The sequence below is a fragment of the Brachybacterium muris genome, assembly GCF_016907455.1.
In the GTDB taxonomy this organism is placed as follows: domain Bacteria; phylum Actinomycetota; class Actinomycetes; order Actinomycetales; family Dermabacteraceae; genus Brachybacterium; species Brachybacterium muris.
Window position 1 is genome coordinate 2461104 of record NZ_JAFBCB010000001.1, and the last position, 26543, is coordinate 2487646.

Sequence of the window (26543 nt, forward strand, 5' to 3'; positions counted from 1 at the left end):
GCGGCGCCGTGCGGCGGTGCTGTTCGGGCCCGATATTCTTGATGGATGCTTCGCTCCTTCGGTGCCCTGGTGGGCGATCTGCTGATCGCCCTGGTGTTCGTGTCCATCGGCCTGGTGCAGCACGGCACCCCGCTGACCATGCAGAACGTGTCCTGGGTGGCGTGGCCGTTCGCGGTGGGCGTGCTGCTGGGGCATCTGGCGATCCGCGCGTGGAGGGCTCCGTTCGCGCTGTGGCCGCAGGGCGTGTTCGTGTGGGCGATCACGATCGCCGCGGCGATGATGCTGCGCACCCTGCTGGGCGAGGGCACCGATCTGTCCTTCGTGCTGGTGGCCGCCGGGGTCACGGGCGTGCTGATGCTGGGCTGGCGCGCCCTGGCCCTCTTCCTCACCCGCGGCGAGAGGGTAAGTCCCCCGCGACCCGCGCCGGCCTCCGCACAGCAGACCGCTGATGCCACGGAGCCCGATTCAGCCGCACCGGAGCAGGACGCGGCCCCGCAGCGGGACTGACCCCCGCAGCGGGACTGAGCAGCCCTCGGGCCGCCGCGGTCACGCGTCCTGGTCGAAGCGGATGTCGATCGCGCGTCCGTGGGAGGGCAGGCCCTCGGCCTCGGCCAGCACGGTCGCGGCCCGGCGGGCCCCGGCGAGCGCCTCGCGGTCGTACTGGACCACGTGGATGCCGCGCAGGAAGGTCTGCACGCTCAGGCCGCCGTCGTAGCGGGAGCTGCCCCCGGTGGGGAGCACGTGGTTGGAGCCTGCGGCGTAATCACCCAGGCTGACCGGGGCGTAGGACCCCACGAACACGGCCCCGGCATTGGTGACGCGGGCGGCGACGGCGGGGGAATCCTCCGTGTGGATCTCGAGGTGCTCCGCCCCGTAGGCATTGACCACTGCGAGACCCTGGGTGACGTCATCCACCAGCACCACGCCGCTCTGGGGGCCGGCGAGGGCCTCCTCGATGCGCTCCCGGTGCGGGGCCTGGGAGACCTGCACCGCGAGCTGCTCCTCGACCGCGGCCACCAGCTGGTCGGAGTCGGTCACCAGCACGCTCGCAGCCAGCGGATCGTGCTCGGCCTGGGAGATCAGGTCGGCTGCCACGAACGCCGGATCCGCGGTGGCATCGGCCAGGATCGCGATCTCGGTGGGGCCGGCCTCCGCGTCGATCCCGACGGTGCCGCGCACCAGGCGCTTGGCGGCGGCGACGTACACGTTGCCCGGGCCGGTCACCAGGTCCACGCCGTCCAGGCCGCGGCCGTCGCCGAGGTCGGGGGCGCCGTGGGCGAGCAGGGCGATGGCCTGCGCTCCCCCGGCCGCGATCACCTCGGTGACCCCCAGCAGCGCGCAGGCCGCGAGGATGGTGGGGTGCGGCAGGCCGCCGAACTCCTTCTGCGGCGGGGAGGCGAGCACGATCTGCTCCACCCCGGCCACCTGCGCCGGCACCACGTTCATCACCACCGAACTGGGCAGGACAGCGCGCCCACCGGGCACGTACAGGCCCACGCGACGCACGGGGACCCAGCGCTGGGTGACGGTGCCACCGGGCACCACCTGGACGGTGTCCTCACCACGGCGGTGCTCGGAATCGACCCTGCGCACCCGGTCCGCTGACTCCTCCAGCGCCTCCCGGATCGCCGGGTCCAGCTGCGCCAGGGCACGTTCCAGCTCCTCGGTGGGCACCCGCAGGTGCTGCGGCCGCACGCCGTCGAAGCGCTCGGAGGCATCCAGCACCGCAGCGGCTCCGCGTTCCCGCACGTCCTCGACGACAGGACGGACCGCGTCGACGGCCGCCTCGACGTCCAGCTCAGCGCGGGGCAGCGCCGCGGTCAGCTCGGCGGCGGTGAGGGTGCGTGAGCGCAGGTCGACGGAGGTGAGGATCGGCATGGATCCAGTCTATGGTCGTGCCTGTGCTCATCGCTCTTCTGCTCACGGTCGTCGCCGGCGGTGCCACCAGCATCGGGGCCGCCCTCGGTGTGATGGGCCGCGGCACCTCGGCGAGGACCCTGGCCGGCGGGCTGGGCCTCTCGGCCGGGGTGATGCTGTACGTGTCCTTCGTGGAACTGCTCCCCGAGGGCGCCGCTGTGCTGTCGGGTGCCGGTGCGGGCAGCGGTGGGGGTGCCACCACCGCGCGGGGCACTGCTCTCTCCGTGGCCGCGTTCTTCGGCGGCATCGCGCTGATCGCCCTGCTGGACCGCCTGGTGCCCGAACCGGTCAACCCCCACGAGTTCTCGGGCAGGGTGGACCACTCCGATGTCCACGATGAGCACCGTGACCGCGCAGGCCTGGCCGCGGACGCGGCACTGCGGGCGCGGCTTCTGCGCACCGGCACCGTGATGGCGGTGGTGCTGGCCCTGCACAACGTGCCCGAAGGGTTCGCCACCTTCGTCGCTGCCCTGCAGGCCCCGGAGATCGCGATCCCCGTGGTGGTGGCGATCGCCCTGCACAACATTCCCGAGGGCCTGGCCGTGGCGGTGCCGGTGCACCGGGCCACCGGGTCCAGGGCGAAGGCGTTCTGGCTGGCCACCATGACGGGCCTGGCCGAACCCGCCGGCGCGGTGCTGGGCTACCTGCTGCTGGCTCCGCTTCTCGAGGGACCGGCGATGGGTGCGGTCCTGGCAGGCGTGGCCGGGGTGATGGTGTTCGTGTCGCTGGACGAGCTGCTGCCCGCGGCGGAGGAGACCGGGGAGCACCACACGGTGATCTACTCGCTGATCGCCGGGATGGCCCTGATGGCGGCGACCCTGATCGTGCTGTGAGACGTCGTGCTGCGACGAGGCAGGGCGGCCACCCCGGCCCGGGGTGACCGCCCTGCATCAGGTCGTGTCGCTCTGGGAGCGGATCAGTAGGCGGAGAAGCCGTCCTCGGTGAGCACGTGCTTCTCATCGCCGGTGATCGGCGGGTTGAAGATCGAGACCAGGACCAGGTCCTCGTCGTCGGAGGCCTCGAGGTGGTGCGGATCGTGCTTGTCCAGCACGTAGATCACGCCGGGGGTGATGTCGAAGCGTTCGGTGCGGTCGGCGTTCCACACGGTGCCGGAGCCGCCGATGCAGTAGCAGGCCTCGAGGTGGTTGCGGTACTCCAGTGGCGAGCTGGTGCCCTTGCGCACCACGGTGTGGGCCACGGCGAAGCCCATGTTGTCCTTGGCGGTGAGGACGCGCTGGCTGGTGCCGTTGCCCCACTCGACCTTCTCGACGTCATCGATGGAACGGGTGAACATGAAGCTCCTCCTGGATCGGTGAAACGGTCTCCGGCCCGGCGACCTCTCACGGCGCGGCCGGACTGCTCGAGCCTAGCAATCTGTTCCCTGCGTCACCTGCGTGCCTGTGGGATCCCTGGCCGATCACCGTCCGGTCACGATCCTCGACGGACCCCACCCACCCCCGAAGCAGATCTGTAGTGTCGTGACTCACACACCTCTACGACCCGGGGTGTGCATCTACTGCGAGGAGCCGACATGCGCGAACCCCAGCCGACCCCCGCCGAGCCCCGACCCGCGTCGGGGCCCGATGCCTCGGGAGGCGATCCGCCCAAGAGCGGCAAGCGCAAGGGATCGCTGTTCGGTCCGGGTCTGATCATCGCGGCGTCCTTCATCGGCCCCGGCACCATCACCACCTCGATCGTGACCGGGGCGAGCTACGGCTTCGCCCTGGCCTGGGCGATCGTCTTCTCGATCGTCGCCACGATCGTGCTGCAGGAGATGGCTTCCCGGCTGGGCCTGGGCGGGCGGATCGGCCTGGGCGAGGCGATGCGCCGCACCTTCGCCAACCCCGTCGCGAAGATCCTGATGGTGATCCTGGTGGTCTCGGCCATCGGCATCGGCGGTGCTGCCTACGCCGGCGGTGACACCACCGGCACCGCCCTGGCGGTCTCCTCCGTGCTGCCGATCCCCGTGTGGATCATCGTGGTGGCCATCATCCTGGCGATCGCCGGGCTGCTGATCTCCGGCAGCTACAAGGTGGTGGAGAAGGTCCTGATGGTGATGGTGGTGATCCTCGCGCTGCTGTTCATCGCCACCACCTTCGTGGTGCAGCCGCCGTTCCTGGAGGCCCTGAAGGGGATGTTCGTCCCCTCGATCCCTGCCGGTGCAGCGCTGACGGCCATCGCCCTGATCGGCACCACGGTGGTGCCGTACAACGTGTTCCTCCACGCCTCGCTGGTGCAGGAGAACTGGGGTGACATGGAGGAGAACAAGGCGATCCGCGAGGCCCGCATCGACACGGTCTCCTCGATCGCCATCGGCGGCATGATCACCCTGGCGGTGATGGCCACTGCCTTCGGCGGCATGTTCGTCCACGGGATCTCCGCCGAGACGGGCACCGACCTCGCCAAGGCCCTGGAGCCGCTGCTGGGCGATGCCGCCGGCTGGGTGTTCGCCATCGGCCTGTTCTGCGCCGGCTTCACCTCGGCACTGGCCGGCCCCCTGGGCGCGGCCTACGCGATCTGCGGGGTGCTGGGGCTGAGCACGGACATGAAGTCCTGGAGCTTCCGCCTGGTGTGGATCCTGGTGCTGGCCGTCGGTGCGATCATCGCGCTGACGGGTTTCGAGCCGGTTTCCATCATCATCATCGCGCAGGCGGCCAACGGGCTGCTGCTGCCGATCATCGCGATCTTCCTGCTGATCACGATGAACAACAAGGAGCTGCTGGGCAAGCACGCCAACGGCATCGTCTCCAACGTGGTGGGCGTGCTGATCACCCTGGTGGTGATCGGGCTGGCCGTCTACCAGCTCGGGGGCCTGATCGGCCTGTGGTGACCTGCTGACCCGGTCCCGTACCGTGGGGGCGTCGGCCGCGAGGAGCGGTCGGCGCCCCCTGCCGATAGTCTTGACGTCAAGACAGTTGCCGCACCGACCCGAGGGAGCCCCGCGAACCATGGCGCGCATCATCTACACCCACACCGACGAGGCACCGATGCTGGCCACTGCATCGTTCCTGCCGATCCTCGAGGCGTTCTCCACCACCGCCGGGATCGACGTCACCACCCGCGACATCTCGCTGGCCGGCCGCATCCTCGCGGCCTTCACCGATCTGCTGCCCGAGGACCAGCGCGTGGACGACGCCCTGGCCGAGCTGGGCGACCTGGCCAAGACCCCCGAGGCCAACATCATCAAGCTGCCGAACATCTCGGCCTCCGTGCCGCAGCTGAAGGCCGCGATCGCAGAGCTGCAGTCCCAGGGCGTGGCCCTGCCGGACTACCCCGAGTCCCCCTCCACGGACGAGGAGAAGGACATCCGCGCCCGCTACGACTCCGTCAAGGGCTCGGCCGTGAACCCCGTGCTGCGCGAGGGCAACTCGGACCGCCGCGCCCCCGAGGCCGTCAAGAGCTTCGCCCGCAAGCACCCCCACCGGATGGGCGCGTGGGACTCTTCCTCGAAGACGTCCGTGGCCACCATGGACGCCGACGACTTCCGCCACAACGAGCAGTCCGTGGTGATCGAGGCAGGCGGCGAGCTCTCAATCGTGCACGTGGGCGCCGACGGCTCCGAGACCGTCCTGAAGCAGTCGATCCCGGTACTGGACGGCGAGGTCGTGGACTCCACCGTGATGCGGGCCGAGGCACTGGATGCCTTCCTGCGAGCCCAGGTGGCCGCCGCGAAGGAGCAGGGCGTGCTGTTCTCCCTGCACATGAAGGCCACCATGATGAAGGTGTCCGATCCGATCATCTTCGGCCACGCCGTGCGGGCCTTCTTCCCCACCCTGTTCGCCGAGCACGGCGAGCAGCTGAAGGCCGCGGGGCTCTCCCCCGACAACGGCCTGGGCGGCATCCTCTCCGGCCTCGACGAGCTGGACGCCGAGGTCAAGCAGTCCGTCGAGCAGGCGGTCCAGAAGGACCTCGCCGATGGCCCGGCCCTGGCGATGGTCAACTCCGACAAGGGCATCTCGAACCTGCACGTGCCCAGCGACGTCATCATCGACGCCTCCATGCCCGCCATGATCCGCACCTCCGGCCACATGTGGGGCCCGGACGGCGAGGAGGCCGACACCCTCGCGGTGATCCCCGATTCCTCCTACGCCGGTGTGTACGACGTGGTGGTCGAGGACTGCAAGGTCAACGGCGCCTTCGACCCCACCACCATGGGTACCGTGCCGAACGTCGGTCTGATGGCGCAGAAGGCCGAGGAGTACGGCTCCCACGACAAGACCTTCGAGATCTCCTCCCCCGGCACGGTCGAGGTGCGCGACGCCTCCGGTGCGGTGGTGATGAGCCACGAGGTCGCTGCCGGGGACATCTTCCGCGCCTGCCAGGCCAAGGACGCCCCGATCCGCGACTGGGTGCAGCTGGCCGTGCGCCGCTCGCGCCTGTCCGGCATGCCGGCCGTGTTCTGGCTGGACCCGGAGCGCGCCCACGACCGCAACCTGATCGCCAAGGTCGAGGAGTACCTCGCGGCTGAGGACACCGAGGGCCTGGACATCCGGATCCTCTCCCCGATCGAGGCCACCCGGTTCACGCTGGAGCGGGTGCGCCGCGGCGAGGACACCATCTCGGTGACCGGCAACGTGCTGCGCGACTACCTGACCGACCTGTTCCCGATCATGGAGCTGGGCACCAGCGCCAAGATGCTCTCGGTGGTGCCGCTGATGAACGGCGGCGGCCTGTTCGAGACCGGTGCCGGTGGCTCTGCCCCCAAGCACGTCCAGCAGCTGGTGGAGGAGAACTACCTGCGCTGGGACTCCCTCGGCGAGTTCCTGGCGCTGGCCGAGTCCCTGCGCCACCTCTCCCGCACGGCCAGCAACGCGCGCGCCGAGGTGCTCGCCGACGCCCTGGACCGCGCCACCGCCACCCTGCTGGAGGAGGGCAAGTCCCCGCAGCGCAGGCTCGGCAGCATCGACAACCGCGGCAGCCACTTCTACCTGGCGATGTACTGGGCCCAGGAGCTGGCGAAGCAGACCGAGGACCAGGAACTGGCGGAGGCCTTCGGCCCCATCGCCCAGGAGCTCACCGAGGGCGAGGAGAAGATCGCCGCAGAGCTGCTGTCCGTGCAGGGGTCCCCGGCCGACATCGGCGGCTACTACCGTCCCGATCCGGAGAAGTCGGCCCGCGTGATGCGCCCCTCGGCCACGTTCAACGCGATCCTCGACGAGATCGCCCGGGCTCTCTGAGGTCGTCCCGCCCGTGCCCGTGATCAGTGCGCCGGTCGACGGCATCGACCTGCGCTACGACGTCGCGGGCGCGGGGCCCGCCGTGGTGCTGCTGCACGGCTGCGTGCTCAGCCGCGCCATCTGGCGGGGCCTGGGCTACCTGGGGCCGCTCGCCGAGCATCACACGGTGATCCGGGTGGACCTGCGCGGTCACGGCAGTTCGGGCACGCCGCACGATGTGGAGGCGTACACCCAGGAGCGGTTTGTGCGTGATCTGCTGGCCGTGCTGGATGCCGAGCAGCTCCCCCGCGCCTCCCTGCTGGGCTACTCCCTGGGGGCCCGCGTGGCGCTCAGCACCGCCGTGCACCACCCGGACCGGGTGGAGCGCCTGGTGTGCCTGGGCGGCTCCGCCTCCCGCCAGCACGGTGCCGTCGACGAGGTGTTCTTCCCCGGGGTGATCGACGCCGTGGCGACCGGCGGGATGGATGCCTTCTGCTCCGGTCAGGGTCTGGGTCCGGCCGTCGAAGGGCGCCGCGCCCGCGCCACCCGGGCGGCATTCCTGCGGGCCGACCACGAGGCCGTGGCCGCTCTGCTCGCCGCGACCGATGCGACCGCGGGAATCGACCCGGAGCTGCTGGCCGAGTGCGAGGTTCCTGCCCTGTGGATGGCGGGCACCGAGGACCACCCCCGCTTCGAGGAGTCCCGGCAGGCCGCCGCCGTGATGCCCCGGGCTCGGTTCGTGCCTCTGGAGGGGCGGGACCACGGAGGCAGCCTGTTCCCGCCCGGCCCGGTGCTGGAGCACGTGCTGCCGTTCCTGCAGGAAGAGCTGGCGGGCTGACCCGGACCCGGCGCGCTCCAGGCGATCAGAGGACCTGGCGCACCAGTGCCACCAGGGCGACCACCACGATGATCCCTCGCAGCACCCCGTCGGGCAGCTTCTTGGCCATGTGCGCACCGAAGTAGCCACCCAGCAGGGCGCCGACGGCGATGGCCGCGGTCGCGATCCAGATGATCTCCACCCCCCACACCAGGTGGGCGATCACGTAGACGGTGGCCGCCGCGAGGTTCACCACCAGGCTGGCCAGGTTCTTCACGCTGTTGACGTCGCCCAACGGGCGCCCGGTGAGCGCGCCGAGCACACCGAGGTAGAGGATCCCCTGCGCGGCGGTGAAGTACCCGCCGTACACCGAGGCGGCCCCCATCGCACCCAGCATGGCCGGTCGGCGGTAGGGGCTCGTGGCATCCGTGCTATCCGCACCGGTGGCGGTCGCGGCGGCTGCGGCGGTCCGTCGCGCCTGGCGCTCGCGGATCGCACGGGTGATGCGCTTCTGGAACACCACCATCAGCAGGGCCACCACGATCAGCACCGGCACCACCACGTCCAGCGCCTCGGACGGAGAGACCAGCAGCAGGACCGCACCCAGCGTGGCCATCACGGCGACGACCGCGACCAGAGGGCCCAGCTCGTGGCGCTGGGCGGCGATCTCGCGCCGGTAGCCGGCCACCGAGCCGATGGTGGAGAACAGGATGCCGATGGTGTTGGTGCGCACCGCCGTGCCCGGCGGGATGCCCAGCGCCAGCAGCACCGGAAGTGTGAGCAGTGACCCCGATCCCACCGCCGCATTGATCGCGCCGGCAAGCGTGCCCATCACGAACAGCACCACGAGAGAGAGGGGTTCCACGAGATCCGAGCCTAGTGGGCCAGAAGCGGCTCAGTGACGGAGCAGCCCTTCCAGGTGCTCCTGCAGCACCTGCGCATGGTTGTGTTCGGCGCTCTTGGCCGCATACACCAGCACGATGCTGCCGGCCCCGGCCTCCTGGGCGGGGGTGATCAGGGCGGCGGGCGCCTCGGAGGTCTCGAGCTCGTGGAGGTACCGGTCGCGGAACTCGGCGAAGTCGAGGTCACCGCCATGGAAGGCGCGGCGCAGCTCGGTGGTGGGGGCGACGTCCTTGTCCCAGGCATCCAGGGCTAGCCGTTCCTTCTTCACCCCTCGGGGCCACAGGCGGTCCACCAGGACGCGGTGCTCACCGCAGTCGGATCCGTCGTCGTCCAGAAGATCACGCACCCGCCCCAGGACGATCCTGGGGCGGGTGCGCGAGGTGGTCATGGCGACCGGTCCGGTGCGGTGAACGATCCGGTGGTCAGTTCAGGGCAGCGAGGGCGGCGTCGTAGTCGGGCTCGTCCGCGATCTCCGGCACCTGCTGGGTGTACGTCACGGTGCCGTCGGCGTCGATCACCACGACCGCGCGGGAGAGCAGCCCGGCCAGCGGGCCATCGGACATGGTCACGCCGTAGTCCTCACCGAAGGTGGAGCGGAAGGCGGAGGCGCTGACCACGTTCTCGATGCCCTCGGCGCCGCAGAAGCGGGCCTGGGCGAAGGGCAGGTCGCGGGAGACGCACACCACGGTGGTGTTCTCCAGGCCCGCGGCGAGCTCGTTGAAGCGGCGCACGCTCATCGCGCAGGTGCCGGTGTCCACGGACGGGAAGATGTTCAGCACCACCCGCTTGCCGGCCAGGTCACCGCTGGTGACCGGCCCCAGGTCGGTGCCGACCAGGTCGAACTCGGGGGCGGCGGAGCCCTTGGTGGGCAGCTCGCCGACGGTGGAGACGGGATCGTTCTTGAAGGTGATGGAAGCCATGCCCCCATCCTCACGCGCTTCGACGCGATCCACAAGGACGGAGGCCGGGAGAAGGACGGGCCCGGCCCCTGGAGCTCACGGCCCGTCCAGCTGCCGGTCACTCCCGCCCAATCACTCCCGCCCGGTCACTCCATGGTGGCGCGCAGACGGGCGATCTGCTCCTCGACGTCGAAGTCCGCTGCCGGCCACTGGGGGTCGATCGTCCGCAGGGCGTCCAGCAGCAGCTGCTGGACGGCGATGCGGGCGTACCACTTGCGGTCGGCTGGGATCACGTGCCAGGGCGCCTGCTCGGTGGAGGTGGCGGCCAGGGCCCTGTCGTAGGCCTCCATGTAGGCGGGCCAGTAGGCGCGCTCGTCCACGTCACCGGGGTTGAACTTCCAGTGCTTGTCGGGCCGCTCCAGGCGCTCCATCAACCGCTCGCCCTGCTCGGCGTAGGAGATGTGCAGCATCACCTTCACCACCACGGTGCCGCGGGCCACCAGCTCCCGCTCGAACGCCTCGATCGCCCCGTAGCGGCGCTGGATCTCGTCCTCATCGGCCCAGCCGTGCACCCGGTGGATCAGCACGTCCTCGTAGTGGGAGCGGTCGAAGACCCCGATCTGACCCGGGCGCGGGACGTGCGGGCGGATGCGCCACAGGAAGTCGTGCTTCTTCTCCTCATCGGTGGGTGCCTTGAAGGCGGTGATGTCCACGCCCTGGGGATCCATCGCACCCACCACGTGGCGGATGATGCCGCCCTTGCCGGAGGTGTCCATGCCCTGCAGCACCAGCAGCACGCTGCGATCGGCCGCCCCGGCGCGGCCGTCGGCGAACAGCCGCTCCTGGAGGTCGTCGAGCTGGTCGTCCAGTTCCCGCAGGCGCTGCTTCCCGGCCTTCTTGTCCCCGTCGAAGCCCGGGGTGGACCGGGGGTCGATCTCGGTCACCGAGCCGGTCCAGCCGACGGGGATCCTCACCCCGCGCGGGGCATCGGCGTGCAGGGGCGCGTCATCACGGTTCTCAGTCATGCAGCCCAGGCTAGTCCGGTTTGACGTGCGGCGCTGGTGCGGGAAGGGTCGGGACATGACCACCTTCGCGATCACCCACGCCCATGTCCAGCCCGTCACCGGCCCCGCCTTTGACGGCACCGTCGTGGTCCAGGACGGCACCATCACCGCTTCCGGCCCCGATGTCGAGGTGCCTGACGGCGCCGAGGTGATCGATGCCGGGGGTGCCTGGCTGCTGCCCGGTTTCATCGACGCGCACGTGCACCTCGGCGTGCACGAGGAGGGCGAGGGCTGGGCCGGCAACGACACCAACGAGATGACCGACCCGGTGATGGCTGCCGTGCGAGCGATCGATGCCATCAACCCGGTGGAGGTGGGCTTCGACGACGCCATCGCCGGAGGCGTGACGGCGGTGAACGTGAACCCCGGATCGGGCAACCCCATCGGCGGCCTCGCGGTGGCGATCCGCACCTACGGCCGCGTGGTGGACGACATGGTGCTGCGCGAGCCCTCCGGGCTGAAGGCGGCCCTCGGTGAGAACCCCAAGCGGGTGTACGGCGAGCGCTCGGCCACACCCTCGACCCGCCTGGGTGTGGCGCTGACGATCCGGAAGGCCTTCGCGAAGGCCCGGGACTGGGCGGCCAAGGACCCTGCAGAGCGCGAGAGCGACCTGGTCTCGGAGGCCCTTTCCCGGGTGCTGGAACGCGAGATCCCCTGGCGCCAGCACGCCCACCGGGCCGACGACATCGCCACCGCCCTGCGCATCGCCGAGGAGTTCGGCTATGAGCTCGTGCTGGACCACGGCACCGAGTCCTACTTGATCGCCGACCGCATCGCCGCAGCCGGGGTACCGGTGCTGTACGGGCCGCTGATCGTGTCCCGCTCCAAGGTGGAGGTGCGCCACCGCACCACCCGCGCCCCCGGCATCCTGGCCCGCGCGGGGGTGAAGGTCTCTATCATCACCGACCACCCGGTGGTGCCGATCGACTTCCTGGTGCACCAGGCCGCGCTCGCCGTGAAGGACGGCATGGACCCCGCCGACGCGCTCCGCGCGATCACCCTGAACCCCGCCGAGGTGCTGGGCCTGGGCGACCGGCTCGGCTCGATCGACGTGGGCAAGGACGCGGACCTGGTGCTGTGGGACGGAGACCCGCTGGACCTGCGCCACCGCACCCTGCGGGTGTGGCAGGCAGGCCGCGAGGTCATGCACCGCGATGAGGACGGCCAGCCGGTCATCGCCGAGCGCTGAGCCGCTCGACGTCAGTCGTCGATGCGCACGTCCTTGGTCTCCACGTCGACCACGACGTCCACGTCGTCGTTCGAGCCGGCCGGCATGATGTCGACCCCGTAGTGCACGCGGCCGTCATCGGAGTCCAGGGACCAGCCGGAGACCCGGCCGTCCTGAGCGCCGAGGGCCAGCTCGATGGCCTCCGCGTAGGGCATCGGGGAGGTGACGTCCACGGCGGGCTCGCCGTCGTCGTCCTGGTCGCGCTCGTGCTCGATGACCTCGCCGGTGATGGCGCTGAGCTCGATGTCGTGCTCCTCGGTGCCGTTGCGGATCTCGATCTCCCACTCCCAGCCGTTGCGGCGGTCGTGGTCGATGGTCACCGTGTGCACGTCACCGCCGCCGGCGGCGTCGAGGGCGCGCTGCACGGCGTCCTCCGCAGGGATCGGCAGCTCGGTGGTGGCGAGGTCGGCGTCGGCCGGGAGATCGGAATCAGCCGCGGCGGCGCCACCGCCGTCGGAGGCGGCCGGGGATTCCTCGGCGGCACCGCCACCATCGGAGGCACCGGTGTCGTCGGTCTGCTGGGTCTGCTGAGGCTGCTCGGCGGGGGTCTCGGCCTGGTCGTCCCCGGCGCCGCAGCCGACAGCAAGAGCGAGGACGAACGCCGTGCCGGCGGCGGAGCGGACGAGTCGACGAGTGGTCACGGTCATGGTGGTACCTCCACGGCTGTTGGGTCCTGCCGAGCGTGCAGCCACGGGGCACTGAACGACGGGGCCATGAATATCGACCTGACCAGCCTAGGGACGATTCCCTGAGTGCGTCGGTTCCTGAGAACACTCTCACGCAGTCCTCATGGATCGGCGGTCCAGCAGGTCGCCCTGTTCGCCCTGCCAGCCCTGTGACCTGCATCGTCGCCCCGGCCGACCGACCGTTCGCACCAGTTCCTGGGAGATACGGAGTGACGTGGGCTACGGTCGAGACGTCAGAGGATCCGTGGCCGGGCACATGCCCGGCCGCTCTCGGGTCCGAAGCTGTACGAGAGGAATGCACATGACTTTTCAGGGCAACATCCGAGACCTGCAGCGCGCGAACGTCATCGACTCCACCGGTGACAAGGTCGGCTCCGTCGGCCAGGTGTACGTGACCAATGAGGGCCAGGACCCGTCGTGGGTCACGGTCAACACCGGTCTGTTCGGCACCAAGGAGACCTTCATCCCCCTGTCCGACGCGCAGATCACCGATGGTGACATCCGCGTCCCCTACGAGAAGTCCTTCATCAAGGACGCCCCGAACATCGACGAGGACGGCGAGATCTCGCAGGAGCAGGAGGCCGAGCTGTACCGCTACTACGGCGTCCAGGATCCCTCGCGCGGCACCGGCACCCTCGATGCCGGCGACCGCACCGATCGCACCGTGGGCAACGACCACGCCGACCTCGACGACACCCACCGTGGCACCGCCGCGGGCGTTGGCGCTGCCGGCGCAGGCGCCGGTGTGGACCGCGATCACGACCGTCGTGACGGCGTGGACCGCGACCGTCGTGACGGTGTGGACGGCGACGGCGTCACCCTCCACGAGGAGCGCCTGAACGTCGGCACCGAGCAGCGGGAGACCGGCAAGGCACGCCTGCGCAAGTACGTGGTCACCGAAACCGAGCAGGTCGAGGTTCCCGTGCAGCGCGAGGAGCTGGTCGTCGAGCGCACCCCCGCCACCGGTGAGGACCGTGGCGGCACCCTCGGCGAGGACGAGACCACCGTGACCCTCCACGAGGAGCGCCCCGTGGTCGAGAAGGAGACCGTCGCCACCGAGAACGTGAAGGTCGGCAAGCGCACCGTCACCGACACCGAGACCGTCACCGAGCAGGTGGGTCACGAGGAGGTCGACGTGCAGACCGGCTTCGACAAGGACGGCTACGACCGCGACGGCTTCAACCGTGACGGTGTGAACCGTGAGGGCGTCCGCCGCGACGACCGCGTCTGAGCAGCATCCGAGGGAACCAGGACAGGCAGCGCGTCACGCGCCCTGACCCCTGAGTCCTGATCGACGAAGGGCGCACCACCTCCGAGGTGGTGCGCCCTTCCGCATGCCCGGACCGGATCGGCCCGGATCACCCCGGCGCAGTGATGGTCCCTTACTGCGGCGCGCGGATTGTCCTAGTGTGGAGGCACGGCATCGTCCAGCTCGCACCGTCGAGCACCGAGGAGGCACCATGTCCACCGTTCCGTCCTGGCCCGATGCGGCGCCGAAGGCTCCCAGCGACAGTGAGCTCGAGTCGATCCACGCCTGGTGGCGTGCAGCCAACTACCTCTCGGTCGGCCAGATCTACCTGATGGCCAACCCGCTGCTGCGCGATCCTCTGCAGCGCGAGCATGTGAAGCCGCGGCTGCTGGGGCACTGGGGCACCACGCCCGGCCTCACGTTCCTGTACGCCCATGCCAACCGTGCGATCCGTCAGCGCGGCCTGAAGGCCATGTACATCACCGGCCCCGGCCATGGCGGTCCCGGGCTGGTGGCGGCGAGCTACCTGGAGGGCACCTACTCCGAGGTGTACCCGGCAGTCGGCCAGGACGTGGACGGGCTGCGTCGCCTGTTCACCCAGTTCTCCTTCCCCGGCGGGATCCCCTCCCACGTGGCCCCGGAGACGCCGGGCTCGATCCATGAGGGCGGCGAACTGGGGTACGCCCTCTCCCACGCCTACGGGGCCATGATGGACCGGCCCGACGAGATCGCCTTCACCGTGGTCGGTGACGGCGAGGCCGAGACCGGCCCACTGGCGACCTCGTGGCACTCCAACAAGTTCATCAACCCCCACACCGACGGGGTGGTGCTGCCGATCCTGCACCTGAACGGCTACAAGATCGCCAACCCCACGGTGCTGGCCCGCATCGGGGACGACGAGCTCGCCGACCTGATGCGGGGCTACGGTCACACGCCGCTGTTCTTCACCGGGGGTTTCGATGACGAGGACCCGGTCCAGACGCACCGCCGTTTCGCCGAGGTGCTGGACGAGGCCCTCGACCAGATCGCCACGATCAAGAAGCAGGCGGCCAAGGACGCGAAGGCCGGCAGGACCACCGAGCGACCTGCCTGGCCGATGATCGTGTTCCGCAGCCCGAAGGGGTGGACCGGGCCCAAGGAGATCGACGGGCAGAAGACCGAGGGCTCCTGGCGCTCCCACCAGGTCCCCCTGGCCAGCGCACGGGACACCGATGAGCACCTGGCGGATCTGGACCGCTGGCTGCGCTCCTATGAGCCCGAGGAGCTGTTCGACGAGGACGGCGCCCTGCGTGCCGAGATCGCCGCGACCGCCCCGGAGGGCGAGCTGCGGATGTCGGCGAACCCTGCCACCAACGGCGGTGTGCTGCGCAAGGACCTCCGGCTGCCCGATTTCCGCGACTACACGGTGGATGTGCAGGCCCCGGGCGCGACGATCGCCGAGCCCACCCGGGTACTGGGCACCTGGCTGCGGGACGTGACCGCCCAGAACATGGAGACCTTCCGGATCTTCGGCCCGGACGAGACCGCCTCGAACCGGCTGCAGGCCGTCTACGAGGTGACCGACAAGCAGTGGAACGCGCAGTTCGAGGACCACGATCACACCGAGCACCTGGCCCCCACGGGCCGGGTGATGGAGATGCTCTCGGAGCACCAGTGCCAGGGCTGGCTGGAGGGGTACCTGCTCACCGGCCGACACGGACTGTTCTCCTCCTACGAGGCGTTCATCCACATCGTCGACTCGATGGTGAACCAGCACGCCAAGTGGCTGAAGATCACCAACGAGATCGAGTGGCGCGCCCCGATCTCCTCGCTCACCTACCTGCTGAGCTCGCACGTGTGGCGGCAGGACCACAACGGCTTCTCCCACCAGGACCCGGGCTTCATCGATCACATCGTCAACAAGAAGGCCGAGGTGGTCCGGGTGTACCTGCCGCCGGACGCCAACACGCTGCTGTCGACGATGGACCACTGCCTGCGCTCTAAGCAGTACGTCAACGTGGTGGTGGCCGGCAAACAGCCCAACCCTGTGTGGCTGAGCCGGGAGGACGCGATCACCCACTGCACCCGCGGTCTGGGCATCTGGGAATGGGCGGGCACCGAGGTGGCCGGCCAGGAGCCCGATGTGGTGCTCGCCTGCGCCGGGGACATCCCCACCATCGAGACCATGGCTGCCGCCAAGATCCTGCGGGAGAAGCTGCCGGACCTTAAGGTGCGAGTGGTCAACGTGGTGGACCTGATGCGCCTTCAGGACGACACGGAGCATCCCCACGGGCTGTCCCAGCGGGCCTTCGACGGGATCTTCGGGGAGGACATCCCGGTGGTGTTCGCCTACCACGGCTACCCGTGGCTGATCCATCGCCTGGCCTACCGCCACGACCGCCATGGCCGCATCCACGTGCGCGGCTACAAGGAGGAGGGCACCACCACCACCCCGTTCGACATGCTGATGCGCAACGACACCGACCGCTATCACCTGGTGATGGACGTGATCGACAGGGTGGAGGGGCTGGGCACCGCCCAGGCCCTGCTGCGCCAGGAGATGGAGGACGCCCGCGTGCGTGCCCGCGCCTACGCCTACACCCACGGTGCCGACGTCCCCGAGGTGGCCGACTGGCAGTGGGGCGACGGCGGCGACGCTACGACCGCAGCCCCGGGGGTGGCCGCTGAGACCGGCGGCGACAACGAGTGACCCGCTCATAGGAGGGGCCCGATCCGCACCGCGGATCGGGCCCCTCCATCTGGGAGCGGAGTACCTGGTGGTGGCTCCTGCGGGCGCGGTATCAGCCCAGGCTCCCCAGAGCCTCGTCGATCGGCTGGTCGCCGTCGTTGAACTCGATCACCCGGCCGATGGTGCTCTCGTGCTCGAGGGTCGCTGTGATCACCCGGGCCACGTTGGCGCGGGACACCTCTGCGCCCTCGGTGGCCGTGACGTCGATGCGCCCGCTGGGCTCCTCCAGGGTGAGGGCGGAAGGGCGCAGGATGGTCCAGGACAGCCCGCTGTTCTGCAGGTGCTCATCGGCCTCCGTCTTGGCCTGGGCGTAAGCGTAGAAGTCGTCGCCCTCCGGCACCCCGTGGCCAGGGCCGGCGCCGAAGTAGCTGACGATCACGAAGCGACGCGCTCCGACACGCTGGGCGGCGTCCATGGCGGCGATCGCGGCATCGCGGTCCACGGCCCAGGTCCGCTTCGGGTCGCCTCCCCCGGCTCCGGCCGTCCACACCACGGCCTCCGTGCCGCTCAGCAGCTCCCCCCAGCCCTCCGCATCGAGCCGCTCGATGTCCGTCACCACGGGTCGGGCGCCGGTGAGCTCGATGGCGGCGATGTGGTCCGGATTGCGCACCACGGACCGCACCTCGTGGCCCGCCTGCACCAGCAGCGGCTGGGCGAGAAGGGCGACCTTGCCGTGTCCTCCGATGAGTGTGATCTTCATGTTCCCACCCTGCCATCCCTGCCTGTGACCGTCGAGGGGCGGTACCGGGTGGTCGGGCTGCCGTCGCGCCTCCAGCTCGTCAGCGTATTCTGAGCCAGGCCGTGCCATCCGCCGGCCCTCGCCCCAGGAAGGAACCGCTCCCATGGCCGGTGGTCTTGCCGCCCTGCTCGATGACGTCGCCGCTCTGGCCCGCCTCGCTGCCGCGAGCGCCGATGACGTGGCCGCCGCCTCTGCCCGCGCGGGTGCGAAGGCCGCCGGTGTGGTGATCGACGACACCGCCGTCACCCCGCAGTACGTGCAGGGCATCAAGCCCAAGCGGGAGCTGCCCATCATCTGGCGGATCACCAAGGGCTCCCTGTTCAACAAGATCGTCATCATCCTGCCGATCCTGATGCTGCTGAGCGTGTTCGCCCCGTGGCTGCTGCCTGTGCTGCTGATCTGCGGTGGCCTCTATCTGAGCTTCGAGGGCGCCGAGAAAGTATGGGAGCTGGTACGCGGCCACGAGGAGAGCAAGCCCGCGTCCGCCAAGGGCGGGGACGCCGAGGACTCTGTGGTCAAGGGCGCGGTGCGCACGGACCTGATCCTCTCTGCGGAGATCATGGTGATCGCCATGAACTCCATCGAGCAGGACTCGCTGTGGATCCGCGCCGCGGTGCTGGTGGTGGTGGCCCTCGGCATCACGGCGCTGGTGTACGGCACGGTGGCGATCCTGGTGAAGATGGACGACGTGGGCCTGGCCATGACCAAGGACGAGGACGGCTCGGAGCCCAAGAAGCGCTTCGGCCTCGGTCTGGTCAAGGCCATGCCCGCCGTGATGAAGGTGATCAGCTACGTGGGCATGATCGCGATGCTGTGGGTGGGTGGCCACATCATCCTCGTCAGCACCCATGATCTGGGGCTGGCCCAGCCCTACGAGTGGATCCACGGCCTCGAGGTGGCCGTGGGCGGCGGCGTGCTGGGATGGCTGATCAACACCTTCTTCTCGTTCCTGATCGGCCTGGGCATCGGCGCGATCATCGTGGCGCTGATGCACGTGCTGCCCTTCGGCCGCCGCGGGGATGACGAGGCCGACGAGAAGATCGCTGCCGACGCGGGCCACGGCACCGGGGCTCAGGAGGGCGGTTCCCGCCGGGTGGACGCAGGGAAGCAGAAGCACCCCGCCGTGGGCGATCAGCGCGACACCGAGACCGCAGCCGACCCCCGCATCTGAGCATCGCCCTCCCCCGGACGGACGACGGCCCCGTCGAGCACCGGCTCGGCGGGGCCGTCCGCGCCGCGTGGCCCCGGGGTCGTCAGTGCTCGCGGTCCGCTGCGGGGCGGTCCGGGCCGGAACGAGCATCGCCCGGGCCAGCATGTTCACCATGACCATTCGGTCCGGGAATCGGGGGCCCGCATCGTCCCCGGGAGCGCCCGCAGGATGATGCCCTTGCCACGTGGCCCGGCAGAGGCATACTCGCCCCATGACTCCTCCTCCCCTGGGTCGTATGACGCCGTACGGCGTCGAGCACATCACCGTGCTGATCCTCATCGTCCTGTGCTCGGTCGCCCTGGTGCTGTGGACCCGGCGCACAGACCCCGCACAGGTCGACCGCGCCCTGCGGGTGGCCGGCTGGGTGCTGCTGGTCAATGCCGCGCTGTGGACGCTGTGGGGGTTCATGCCGTGGGCGTGGAACATCGACGAATCCCTGCCGCTGCACTTCTCCGATGCCCTGCGGTTCCTGCTGCCGGCCGCGATGATCCTGCGCCGCCCCTGGATGATCGTGGTGGCCTGCTACTGGGGCCTCACCCTGAACATGCAGTCCGTGCTCACCCCGGATGTGAACTACTTCGTCTGGGTGCCGCTGGAGTTCTTCCAGTACTGGATCTCCCACGGCAGCGGCGTCGTGGTCCCCGTGGTGCTGATCTGGGGCCTGGGGTACCGGCCCACCTGGCGGGGGTACGGCTTCTCCTACGCTGCCACGCTGGGATGGGCCGCCCTCGCCTTCACGGTGAACATGACGATGGGGACGAACTACGCGTACCTGAACCGGGCACCGGCCGGTCCCAGCATCCTGGATCTGATGGGCCCCTGGCCGCAGTACCTGCTGGTCGAGGCAGCGGTGATCGCGATCGGCTGGGCACTGCCGAACCTGCCGTTCGTGCTGCTGGACCGCAGGCAGAACACCCCCGCCACGGGCACCGGCGGTCTGATGAGTCGCGCAGCTCGGGCTTCGGCAGGGGGCTTGCCCACGCCGGCCTCGCAGCAGGCACCTGACAGGACGGGGCCCGGCGGGGCGGTCGACGCGAAGGCCCCGGCGGCTCAGAGCAGCAGTTCGACCTGAGCCAGCCGCAGCGGGCCCTCGGCGGCGATCACCACGATGCGGTGGTGGGTGCACTCCTGCGGCGAGGCGATCTCGAAGGGACGGGTCTGCCGCCGCCAGCGGAAGTGCTGATCGGAGCGCTCGTCCAGCAGCGTCCAGCTGGAGCCGTCGTCGGATCCCTCGAGCCGCCAGGCGATCGGGTCCCCACCCTCCTCGGCACCCGAGGTGAGCGTGAGGAAGCGCGCCCGGCCGGGGCCCGGCAGCGGCGGAAGGTCGATCACGCAGCTGGCGGTGTCCCAGTGCCGCTCCGTGCGCGAGTCGTCGTCCAGCAGCGGGTCCTCGGGATCGGTCTCCAGCAGGTCCACCAGGGCCTCGGGGTGCCCGCCCTCGGAGGTGGGCGAGGGGGGCACCTCGCCCCAGTCGCCGGGATCGGCCGCGAGCGTGAACCTCAGCTCTCCGTGCAGCTGCGCGTGCTCGATCGCGGCGACGCTGTGCTCACGGCCGCGCACGGTCAGGGAGGTGACGTACGGATGCGCGGGTGCCTGACCCTCGGCCACCACCGTGAACGCGGCGCCACCGAGGGGGCGCACCTCGGCCCGGTCGAACAGTGGGGCCACCACGTGGTACCGACCGCTGGCGAGCTGCAGGGGGTACAGGCCGAGCGCGGTCAGCAGCCACCAGGCGCTCATCTCGCCGTTGTCCTCGTCCCCGGGATAGCCCTGACCGATCTGCTCGCCCACGAACAGCCGGCGCTGCACCTCCCTCACGATCTGCATCGCGCGGTGCGGGGCTCCGGCGTGGTGGAACAGGAACGGGATGTGGTGGGAGGGCTGGTTGGACATCCCGAACTGGCCCATCCGCACGGCCCGCGCCTCGTCCATCTCGTGGATGACGTGGCCGTAGGTGCCCTTGAGGTCGGCTCGCTCCGGGGTCGCGAAGAACTCCTCGAGCTTCTCCCACAGGCCCTCGCGACCACCGTGGAGGGAGGCCAGCCCCTCGCCGTCGTGCGGGGCGTGGAAGGCGAAGTTCCAGCCGTCGGTCTCGGTGAAGTCCCCTCCCCACACGCACGGATCGAAGTCGTCGGGCCCCTGGGAGAAGGAGCCGCCGGGCCCACGCCCCTGGAAGAACCCGATGCGCGGATCGAACAGCAGCACGTAGTTCGCGCTGCGAGCGCGCAGGTAGGCGGCCTCCTCGCGGAGCGTACGGCGGCGCTGATCGGGCAGGTCCTCGTCGGCCGCCAGCAGCTCGGCCTGGGCGGCGAGCCCCGCGTCGTTGATGTGCGCCTCCAGGGCCCAGGAGACCGATTCGGGGGTGTCGGTGTCCACGTACCCGGTGAACACCGCACGTTCATTGCCCTTGCGGCCCACCTCGGCGAAGGGCGGGGCGACGGTCGCGTTGCGCAGTCCGGCCTCATAGGTGCCCAGCGGGTCCGGCAGGGGCACACCCTTGACGGCGGCGTCGGCGAAGGCGATGTCGGAGCTGGTGCCGGTCATGCAGTCGGCGTACCCGGGTGAGGACCAGCGGGCGATCCAGCCACCCTCGCGGAACTGCTGGACGAAGCCGTCGGCGAGCTCCGCGCACAGCTCCGGGTACAGCAGCGCATAGGCGGGCCAGGCGGTGCGGTAGGTGTCCCAGAAGCCGTTGTTGACGTGGATCCTGCCGGGCAGCACCTGCGCGTTGGTGCGGGTGTCGGTGGCGTTCCCCTTCACCGGCAGCACGGGGCTGGCGTGCACGGGGACGGGTCGCTCGATGGTGCCGGCGTTCTCCCAGTGCGAGTTGGGGTAGAGGTTCAGCCGGTAGAGGTTGCCGGCCAGGGTGCGGCGCTGGGCCGGGGTGGCGTGGTCGACCCTGATCACGTCCAGCCGCTCCTTCCAGGCGGCGTGGGCGGCGGCCCTGACCTGCTCGAGGCTGCGACCCTCGACCTCCTGGGCGTAGGTGCGGCGAGCCTGGTCCCGGCCGATGAAGCTGGTGACCAGCCGCAGGGTGACCCGCGTGGTGCCGGGTGCGAAGGTGAGCAGGCTGGCGCCGGGGTTCGCGCCATCGGCGGGCTTCACCGTCGCCGGGGCCGGGTCCAGCTGCGCACTGATGTACATGCGGGTGGCGCCATCGGCGCGGGCGTAGCCCTCCGCGAGCCCGGAGTCCACCCAGGCGTGCACAGAGCCGTCGAGCACGGCCCCGGCCGCATCGATCCGGGCATGCTCGTCCACCCCTTCCAGCAGCAGGTGGGCGGGCTGGCCATCGGCGGGGAAGGTGTACTCCTGGATCGAGCCGTGGTCAGTGGGCGCCAGCCGCACACCGATGCCGCCGTCGAGCTCGACGGCGTACAGGTCCGGCCGTGCTGTCTCACGCGCGTGGTCGAAGGCGCGGGCGCGGGCCTGCGGGGAAGCATCGGGGCCCTGGCCCTGCAGGGGCATCACCACGAACTGGTTGCGGTCCCCCATCCACGGGCTGGGCTGGTGGGAGATGCCGATGCCCTGCAGGCGCGGCCGGTTCTGCCCGTCGTTGGCGCGGTGGTACTCGTACACCCAGCGCCGGGTGCGGGCATCGGTCATCGGGGTGAAGAAGGCGAAGCCGTTGGGCCAGGCGGTCAGCGGCAGGGTGTTGCCGCGGGAGAAGTCCCCGGAGGCGTAGGTGCCGCGGCGGGTGTCCACCCAGGCAACGGGATCATCGAGGGGTGGGTCCTGCGGGACGGGCGCGAGGTAGGGGCCGTCGATCCAGGTGACGAGCTCACTGCTGCTGCGCGCATCCTCCTCGTCCGCGGCGTCCTCCGTGCCCTCGGTGAGCGGTGCCGGCGGCGGATCGGCCACCAGCAGCACCCGGGTGATGGTGCGGCCTGCCGCGGCCTCGAGCCCCACCTGGACGTCGTTCCACTGATCGGCGTAGAGGATCCTCCCCTCCCCCATTCCGCGTGCCGTGGCCTCGGTGCCGTACTGGTCCACGGGCCCCAGCTCGGACAGACGGGTGCCGTCCTCGAACTGAAGTTCCACGGCCACGTACGTGGCGCCCCAGGTGAGATCGGGGTCCAGCTCGGGGAACAGGTAGCAGCGCAGCACATCGCCTGCGCCGACCGTGTGGCCCCGGAGATCTCCCGCGCCCGGCATCGGGGGCAGTTCCTGCTCCAAGCGCTCCCCGGGCCGGGTGCGACATCGCAGCGCCGACTGCGCGACGAAGCCTGCACCGTCCTTGCTGGTGGGTGATCCGACGGGGCCGGCGGCATCAGTGGCGATCATCGCTCCAGGCTAGTCAAGCGCGTCCGGCCTGACGGAGACCGCAACGCACGGATGGGGATTTCTCCCCATCCGCTCACGGTGCACCACGGGCTCCGGTGCGGAATACTCGGTGCGGTGCATTCCGCATCATGAGGAGACGACATGAGTTTCGCGCAGCCCCTCCCCTCGGGTCCTGCTGGTTCACGGCCCGGCAAGGCAAAGCGGCCCACCTGGCACTGGGTCGTCCTGGGGGGCTGCTCCCTGCTCGCTCTGCTGATCGCACTGGGCGTGGCCGGCCTGGTGGGGTACCAGATCCTGAACCGCGGCAATCCCCAGGACACCCTCGAGAACTTCTACACCTCGATGGAGAACGGCGATTGCCAGCTGTTCGAGGAGTCCACCACCGAGGAGTACCGCCAGACCACCCAGCTGGCCGACTGCACGACCTTCGAGACGATGACCTCGCAGATGGGTGCGCTGGACTACACGGTCGATGAGCGCATCAACCGTCAGGGCTACGCGATCTTCGAGGTCACCGAGACGTACCAGCGCGACGGCCAGGACGTGGAGGCGCAGCTGCGGTTCTACGTGCGTCGTTTCGAGGGCGGCTGGTTCGTGGACGGCGTCGAGGTCGTCGACGCGCCCACCACCGGCTGAGTCGGCTCGGGGCCGACGGCCTGGGGTCAGGACTCCTCGAGCCGGGCCCGGAAGGCCCGCTCCGCTGCGGCGCCGAACGGCACCAGCACCACCGCGTCCAGGACGTGATCGACCTCGGGGGCGGTCTCGCGGATGGTGTCCACCGCGATGCGAGCGGCATCGTCGATCGGCCAGCCGTACACACCGGCGGAGATCGCGGGGAAGGCCACGGAGCGGGCTCCGAGGTCAGCGGCGGTGCGCAGCGACTCGCGGTAGCACGACGCCAGCACGGCGGAGCGGTCCTCACTGCTCGAATGGACGGGCCCCACTGTGTGGATCACCCACTGCGCCGGCAGGTCGCCGGCCGTGGTGGCGACGGCCTGACCCGCCGGCAGGCCATCGGGCAGGGTGCTCTCCCGCAGCTCCCGGCAGGCGGCGAGGATGCGGGGGCCTCCCCGCCGATGGATGGCGCCGTCAACGCCCCCACCGCCCAGCAGTGAGGAGTTGGCGGCGTTCACGATCGCGTCCACTGCGACGGCGGTGATGTCCCCGGGTTCGATGCGCACGTCCATTCCCTCAGGGTAGCCAGGTCCGGGAACACGGCCGAGGCTCCGTGGGCGGGCCCTGCGCAGCCCGGAGCAGCTGCCCGGGGCTGGGCAGGCCCGGGCTAGGGTCGAAGCATGCGCACCCGACGCCCCTCCCCGCTCCAGGGCCGACGACCCACGCGCGAGGACCTGCAGCGGTTCGCCACCGATGACCCGCACGCGATGGACGACGTGCTGCCCCCGCCCGGGGATCCGCTGCGTCTGCTGGTGGTGGGGATCAACCCCGGCCTGTGGACGGCTGCCGTCAATGCTCCCTTCGCCCGGCCCGGCAATCGCTTCTGGGCCTCCCTGCACCGCGCGGGCCTGACAGGGAACCTCATCGACGCCTCCTGCGGGCTCGACGAAGCCGATGGGCGGGAGCTGACATCACGGGGAATCGGCATCACCAACCTCGTGGGGCGGGCCACCGCCCGCGCCGACCAGTTGGACGTGCACGAGCTGCAGGAGGGCGGTCGGCACCTGGTGGAGCGGGTGGAGCACCTGCGGCCGACGGTGGTCGCCGTGGTGGGCATCACGGCCTACCGCAGTGCGTTCGGCCTGCCCCGGGCGCAGCTGGGCAGGCAGGCGTCTCCTCTTCCTGCCTGCTGGCCTGCCGGCACGGACCTGTGGGTGGTGCCGCAGCCGAGCGGACTCAACGCCCACGCCACCGTCGAGTCCCTGGCCCGTGACTGGCGTGCGGTGGCCCGGGCTGCCGGTGTCGCGCACGCGAACAGCACATGACGGCGGGCGAACATCCGGTGAGACCCGGATGGACACCGGACCGCATGCCCGAGTGCGGCGCGGAACGGGGGCGCTCCATGGCCTACAGTGCGAGGGATCGTTCTGCGGTGGAGGCCGACCGTCCTCACGGGTCCGGTCGGCCGCCCCGCCCCTGACCGAGGAGCACTGGTGAACAGCAATCGGCGTCCAGAGTCACCTGATGACCACAAGCGGTTCTCCCTGAACGAGGACTGGGCAGCCACCCTGGTGGGTCTGCTGCTGTTCGCCGCCTGCATGGCCGGGCTGATCTCCCCGGAGCTGATCCCGTGAGCGACTCCCGGCATCAGGATCAGGGCATCACCGCCACCGAGGCCTCCTCGCTCGCCCACCGCGACGAGACCGCAGCGCCTCCCCCGGCATCCTCCACCGGTGCCGGCTCCCCAGCCGCCACCGCCGCTGAGGCGACCCCGCGCAATTCCCTGCCGTGGACCATCGCCGGCCTGGTGATCGTGGTGGCGCTGGCCGGGATCGTGCGGCTGCTGACCGAGTGGCTTCCCGGCGCCACCGAGGGCACCGGCTTCGGGAAGGTCGCGAAGTCGATCGAGTACCCCGTCTACGCGATCGCACTGGGTTTCCTGGGCAACGCCGTGCTCTCCCTGACCGGGGTGCGGGACCGGATGACCGCCGCGTTCCGCACCGAGTTCTTCATCAAGATCGGGCTGGTGCTGCTGGGCGCCACCATCAACTTCGCGGTCGTGGTGCGTGCCGCAGGACCGGCCGTGCTCCAGGCCATCGCCCTGATCACCGTGGTGTTCCTGTTCACCTGGTGGTTCGCCGGGCTGCTGGGCATCGACGACCGCCTGCGAGCGCTGCTGGCCAGCTCGCTGTCGATCTGCGGGGTCTCCGCGGCGGTGGCCGCCGCGGGCGCCGTGCAGGCGAAGAAGGAGCAGCTCGCGTTCACCGCGACCCTGGTGATCGTGTTCGCGGTGCCGTCGATCTTCCTGCTCCCCTGGTTGGCGAACCTGATGGGGCTGCCCGATGCCGTCACCGGCGCCTGGATCGGCGGCAACATCGACACCACCGCAGCCGTGACGGCCGCCGGAGCCGTTGCCGGTGAGCAGCCGCTGCAGATCGCCTCGATCGTGAAGGTCACCCAGAACGCCCTGCTGGGCGTGGTGGCCGTGCTGCTGACCCTCTACTTCGCGGTGAAGGCTGCACCCGCCGGGGCCTCAGCCGGGACCGAGCCCACCGCTGACCAGCCGGCCGCACCGCCGCGCTTCGGGGACCGCGCGTCACTGGCGATGCTGTGGCAGCGCTTCCCGAAGTTCGTGCTGGGATTCATCGCCGCCTCGATCATCGCGACCGTGCTGGCCGAGTCCGTCGCGGCCGATGTGCTCGAGCCTCGCCTGGACGCGGCCAAGGAGCTGCAGACGTGGGCGTTGACCCTCGCGTTCGTGTCGATCGGGCTGGAGTTCAACGTGTCCTCCGCCAAGGACGCGGGCTGGAAGCCGGTGCTGGTGTTCTTAGTCGCGACCCTGGTGAACCTGGTGGTGGGCCTGGGGCTGGCACTGCTGCTGTTCCGCAGCTTCACCTTCTGACCGATCGGAGCCTCTGACCGACGATCGGATCCGGGCGCTGCCTTCGGGGCGATCCCCCTGGGTCCGGTGTGCTTCGGAGCCTTCCTGATGTACGCGGTCTAGCCTGGGAGGACACACCGGGCCCGCTCCCCGTGCGCCCGCCGAGCAGG

The 26543-nt window shown here is 70.3% G+C and carries 24 protein-coding genes; 14 read left to right on the forward strand and 10 right to left on the reverse strand.

Features of this window, described 5'->3' with window-relative positions; all coding sequences use genetic code 11:
* Positions 1 to 45 precede the first annotated feature (45 nt).
* On the forward strand, positions 46 to 507 hold the full coding sequence (locus JOD52_RS11385; RefSeq protein ID WP_017824680.1) for a DUF3054 domain-containing protein: 462 nt from the start codon (positions 46 to 48) through the stop codon (positions 505 to 507).
* A 39-nt stretch (positions 508 to 546) separates the two neighbouring features.
* Here the strand turns inward: JOD52_RS11385 and hisD are convergent, their stop codons facing one another.
* Entirely contained in the window at positions 547 to 1878 is a 1332-nt protein-coding gene (gene hisD, locus JOD52_RS11390; RefSeq protein ID WP_204410055.1) for a histidinol dehydrogenase, read from the reverse strand.
* Between the two features lie 23 nt (positions 1879 to 1901).
* Here hisD and zupT point away from each other — a divergent pair, with 23 nt between their 5' ends.
* Entirely contained in the window at positions 1902 to 2750 is an 849-nt protein-coding gene (zupT, locus tag JOD52_RS11395; protein WP_338124087.1) for a zinc transporter ZupT, read from the forward strand.
* Between the two features lie 83 nt (positions 2751 to 2833).
* Here zupT and JOD52_RS11400 read toward each other — a convergent pair whose 3' ends face one another.
* Positions 2834 to 3211 carry an ectoine synthase gene (locus tag JOD52_RS11400; RefSeq protein ID WP_204410057.1) on the reverse strand — a complete coding sequence of 126 codons (378 nt, stop codon included), beginning with the start codon at positions 3209 to 3211 and terminating at the stop codon, positions 2834 to 2836.
* A 237-nt stretch (positions 3212 to 3448) separates the two neighbouring features.
* On the opposite strand from JOD52_RS11400, the gene JOD52_RS11405 reads away from it, so the two are divergent.
* The 3 genes from JOD52_RS11405 to JOD52_RS11415 all read left to right on the forward strand — a co-directional run bounded on the left by JOD52_RS11405 (position 3449) and on the right by JOD52_RS11415 (position 7911).
* Complete coding sequence (locus JOD52_RS11405; protein WP_204410059.1) at positions 3449 to 4747, forward strand: Nramp family divalent metal transporter; 1299 nt, start codon at positions 3449 to 3451, stop codon at positions 4745 to 4747.
* A gap of 118 nt (positions 4748 to 4865) precedes the next feature.
* Entirely contained in the window at positions 4866 to 7094 is a 2229-nt protein-coding gene (locus JOD52_RS11410; protein ID WP_204410060.1) for an NADP-dependent isocitrate dehydrogenase, read from the forward strand.
* 13 nt (positions 7095 to 7107) lie between these two features.
* Positions 7108 to 7911: an alpha/beta fold hydrolase gene (locus JOD52_RS11415; protein ID WP_204410062.1), complete on the forward strand. Its 804-nt coding sequence runs from the start codon at positions 7108 to 7110 to the stop codon at positions 7909 to 7911.
* Positions 7912 to 7936: 25 nt separating this feature from the next.
* Here JOD52_RS11415 and JOD52_RS11420 read toward each other — a convergent pair whose 3' ends face one another.
* The 4 genes from JOD52_RS11420 to JOD52_RS11435 all read right to left on the reverse strand — a co-directional run bounded on the left by JOD52_RS11420 (position 7937) and on the right by JOD52_RS11435 (position 10717).
* A complete protein-coding gene (locus JOD52_RS11420) occupies positions 7937 to 8755 on the reverse strand; it encodes a sulfite exporter TauE/SafE family protein (protein WP_031307428.1) in 819 nt (272 codons plus the stop codon).
* Positions 8756 to 8785: 30 nt separating this feature from the next.
* Complete coding sequence (locus JOD52_RS11425) at positions 8786 to 9181, reverse strand: DUF488 domain-containing protein (protein ID WP_239551878.1); 396 nt, start codon at positions 9179 to 9181, stop codon at positions 8786 to 8788.
* A gap of 34 nt (positions 9182 to 9215) precedes the next feature.
* Positions 9216 to 9713 carry a thiol peroxidase gene (gene tpx, locus JOD52_RS11430; protein ID WP_204410063.1) on the reverse strand — a complete coding sequence of 166 codons (498 nt, stop codon included), beginning with the start codon at positions 9711 to 9713 and terminating at the stop codon, positions 9216 to 9218.
* Between the two features lie 125 nt (positions 9714 to 9838).
* Positions 9839 to 10717, reverse strand: a complete 879-nt coding sequence (locus JOD52_RS11435) for a polyphosphate kinase 2 family protein (RefSeq protein ID WP_204410065.1) — start codon at positions 10715 to 10717, stop codon at positions 9839 to 9841.
* Positions 10718 to 10772: 55 nt separating this feature from the next.
* On the opposite strand from JOD52_RS11435, the gene JOD52_RS11440 reads away from it, so the two are divergent.
* On the forward strand, positions 10773 to 11945 hold the full coding sequence (locus JOD52_RS11440; RefSeq protein ID WP_204410067.1) for an amidohydrolase: 1173 nt from the start codon (positions 10773 to 10775) through the stop codon (positions 11943 to 11945).
* 11 nt (positions 11946 to 11956) lie between these two features.
* On the opposite strand, the gene JOD52_RS11445 is transcribed toward JOD52_RS11440, so the two are convergent.
* Complete coding sequence (locus JOD52_RS11445) at positions 11957 to 12631, reverse strand: PepSY domain-containing protein (protein WP_204410068.1); 675 nt, start codon at positions 12629 to 12631, stop codon at positions 11957 to 11959.
* A gap of 340 nt (positions 12632 to 12971) precedes the next feature.
* Here JOD52_RS11445 and JOD52_RS11450 point away from each other — a divergent pair, with 340 nt between their 5' ends.
* Complete coding sequence (locus tag JOD52_RS11450; protein WP_204410070.1) at positions 12972 to 13901, forward strand: PRC and DUF2382 domain-containing protein; 930 nt, start codon at positions 12972 to 12974, stop codon at positions 13899 to 13901.
* 229 nt (positions 13902 to 14130) lie between these two features.
* A complete protein-coding gene (locus JOD52_RS11455; RefSeq protein WP_204410071.1) occupies positions 14131 to 16608 on the forward strand; it encodes a phosphoketolase family protein in 2478 nt (825 codons plus the stop codon).
* 91 nt (positions 16609 to 16699) lie between these two features.
* Here the strand turns inward: JOD52_RS11455 and JOD52_RS11460 are convergent, their stop codons facing one another.
* Complete coding sequence (locus tag JOD52_RS11460; RefSeq protein ID WP_204410073.1) at positions 16700 to 17347, reverse strand: SDR family oxidoreductase; 648 nt, start codon at positions 17345 to 17347, stop codon at positions 16700 to 16702.
* A gap of 142 nt (positions 17348 to 17489) precedes the next feature.
* On the opposite strand from JOD52_RS11460, the gene JOD52_RS11465 reads away from it, so the two are divergent.
* Both JOD52_RS11465 and JOD52_RS11470 read left to right on the forward strand, forming a co-directional pair.
* Entirely contained in the window at positions 17490 to 18557 is a 1068-nt protein-coding gene (locus JOD52_RS11465; protein WP_204410075.1) for a DUF808 domain-containing protein, read from the forward strand.
* A gap of 250 nt (positions 18558 to 18807) precedes the next feature.
* A complete protein-coding gene (locus tag JOD52_RS11470; RefSeq protein WP_239551879.1) occupies positions 18808 to 19668 on the forward strand; it encodes a YwaF family protein in 861 nt (286 codons plus the stop codon).
* Here the strand turns inward: JOD52_RS11470 and JOD52_RS11475 are convergent.
* On the reverse strand, positions 19647 to 22877 hold the full coding sequence (locus tag JOD52_RS11475) for a GH92 family glycosyl hydrolase (RefSeq protein ID WP_204410077.1): 3231 nt from the start codon (positions 22875 to 22877) through the stop codon (positions 19647 to 19649). The two genes, JOD52_RS11470 and JOD52_RS11475, sit on opposite strands and share 22 nt — an antisense overlap.
* A 141-nt stretch (positions 22878 to 23018) precedes the next feature.
* Here JOD52_RS11475 and JOD52_RS11480 point away from each other — a divergent pair, with 141 nt between their 5' ends.
* Positions 23019 to 23513 carry a nuclear transport factor 2 family protein gene (locus JOD52_RS11480; RefSeq protein WP_204410078.1) on the forward strand — a complete coding sequence of 165 codons (495 nt, stop codon included), beginning with the start codon at positions 23019 to 23021 and terminating at the stop codon, positions 23511 to 23513.
* 26 nt (positions 23514 to 23539) lie between these two features.
* Here JOD52_RS11480 and JOD52_RS11485 read toward each other — a convergent pair whose 3' ends face one another.
* A complete protein-coding gene (locus tag JOD52_RS11485) occupies positions 23540 to 24064 on the reverse strand; it encodes an O-acetyl-ADP-ribose deacetylase (protein WP_204410080.1) in 525 nt (174 codons plus the stop codon).
* A gap of 108 nt (positions 24065 to 24172) precedes the next feature.
* Here JOD52_RS11485 and JOD52_RS11490 point away from each other — a divergent pair, with 108 nt between their 5' ends.
* The 3 genes from JOD52_RS11490 to JOD52_RS11500 all read left to right on the forward strand — a co-directional run bounded on the left by JOD52_RS11490 (position 24173) and on the right by JOD52_RS11500 (position 26394).
* The gene (locus JOD52_RS11490; RefSeq protein WP_204410082.1) at positions 24173 to 24817 is read left to right on the forward strand and encodes a mismatch-specific DNA-glycosylase; all 645 of its coding nucleotides are present in this window, start codon (positions 24173 to 24175) and stop codon (positions 24815 to 24817) included.
* A gap of 168 nt (positions 24818 to 24985) precedes the next feature.
* Positions 24986 to 25126, forward strand: a complete 141-nt coding sequence (locus JOD52_RS11495; protein WP_204410084.1) for a hypothetical protein — start codon at positions 24986 to 24988, stop codon at positions 25124 to 25126.
* On the forward strand, positions 25123 to 26394 hold the full coding sequence (locus tag JOD52_RS11500) for a YeiH family protein (RefSeq protein WP_338124088.1): 1272 nt from the start codon (positions 25123 to 25125) through the stop codon (positions 26392 to 26394). The genes JOD52_RS11495 and JOD52_RS11500 overlap by 4 nt, the downstream gene beginning before the upstream one ends.
* The last annotated feature ends 149 nt before the right edge of the window (positions 26395 to 26543 follow it).

Excerpts from the sequence above, each read along its gene's own strand:
- JOD52_RS11475 (WP_204410077.1), bottom strand. The coding sequence starts at position 22,877 with ATGATCGCCACTGATGCCGCCGGCCCCGTCGGATCACCCACCAGCAAG.
- JOD52_RS11400 (WP_204410057.1), bottom strand. The coding sequence starts at position 3,211 with ATGTTCACCCGTTCCATCGATGACGTCGAGAAGGTCGAGTGGGGCAAC.
- JOD52_RS11440 (WP_204410067.1), top strand. The coding sequence starts at position 10,773 with ATGACCACCTTCGCGATCACCCACGCCCATGTCCAGCCCGTCACCGGC.
- JOD52_RS11445 (WP_204410068.1), bottom strand. The coding sequence starts at position 12,631 with ATGACCGTGACCACTCGTCGACTCGTCCGCTCCGCCGCCGGCACGGCG.
- JOD52_RS11435 (WP_204410065.1), bottom strand. The coding sequence starts at position 10,717 with ATGACTGAGAACCGTGATGACGCGCCCCTGCACGCCGATGCCCCGCGC.
- JOD52_RS11470 (WP_239551879.1), top strand. The coding sequence starts at position 18,808 with ATGACTCCTCCTCCCCTGGGTCGTATGACGCCGTACGGCGTCGAGCAC.
- tpx (WP_204410063.1), bottom strand. The coding sequence starts at position 9,713 with ATGGCTTCCATCACCTTCAAGAACGATCCCGTCTCCACCGTCGGCGAG.
- JOD52_RS11425 (WP_239551878.1), bottom strand. The coding sequence starts at position 9,181 with ATGACCACCTCGCGCACCCGCCCCAGGATCGTCCTGGGGCGGGTGCGT.
- JOD52_RS11485 (WP_204410080.1), bottom strand. The coding sequence starts at position 24,064 with ATGGACGTGCGCATCGAACCCGGGGACATCACCGCCGTCGCAGTGGAC.
- JOD52_RS11460 (WP_204410073.1), bottom strand. The coding sequence starts at position 17,347 with ATGAAGATCACACTCATCGGAGGACACGGCAAGGTCGCCCTTCTCGCC.
- JOD52_RS11450 (WP_204410070.1), top strand. The coding sequence starts at position 12,972 with ATGACTTTTCAGGGCAACATCCGAGACCTGCAGCGCGCGAACGTCATC.
- hisD (WP_204410055.1), bottom strand. The coding sequence starts at position 1,878 with ATGCCGATCCTCACCTCCGTCGACCTGCGCTCACGCACCCTCACCGCC.
- JOD52_RS11480 (WP_204410078.1), top strand. The coding sequence starts at position 23,019 with ATGAGTTTCGCGCAGCCCCTCCCCTCGGGTCCTGCTGGTTCACGGCCC.
- JOD52_RS11490 (WP_204410082.1), top strand. The coding sequence starts at position 24,173 with ATGCGCACCCGACGCCCCTCCCCGCTCCAGGGCCGACGACCCACGCGC.
- JOD52_RS11410 (WP_204410060.1), top strand. The coding sequence starts at position 4,866 with ATGGCGCGCATCATCTACACCCACACCGACGAGGCACCGATGCTGGCC.
- JOD52_RS11405 (WP_204410059.1), top strand. The coding sequence starts at position 3,449 with ATGCGCGAACCCCAGCCGACCCCCGCCGAGCCCCGACCCGCGTCGGGG.
- JOD52_RS11385 (WP_017824680.1), top strand. The coding sequence starts at position 46 with ATGCTTCGCTCCTTCGGTGCCCTGGTGGGCGATCTGCTGATCGCCCTG.
- JOD52_RS11465 (WP_204410075.1), top strand. The coding sequence starts at position 17,490 with ATGGCCGGTGGTCTTGCCGCCCTGCTCGATGACGTCGCCGCTCTGGCC.
- JOD52_RS11455 (WP_204410071.1), top strand. The coding sequence starts at position 14,131 with ATGTCCACCGTTCCGTCCTGGCCCGATGCGGCGCCGAAGGCTCCCAGC.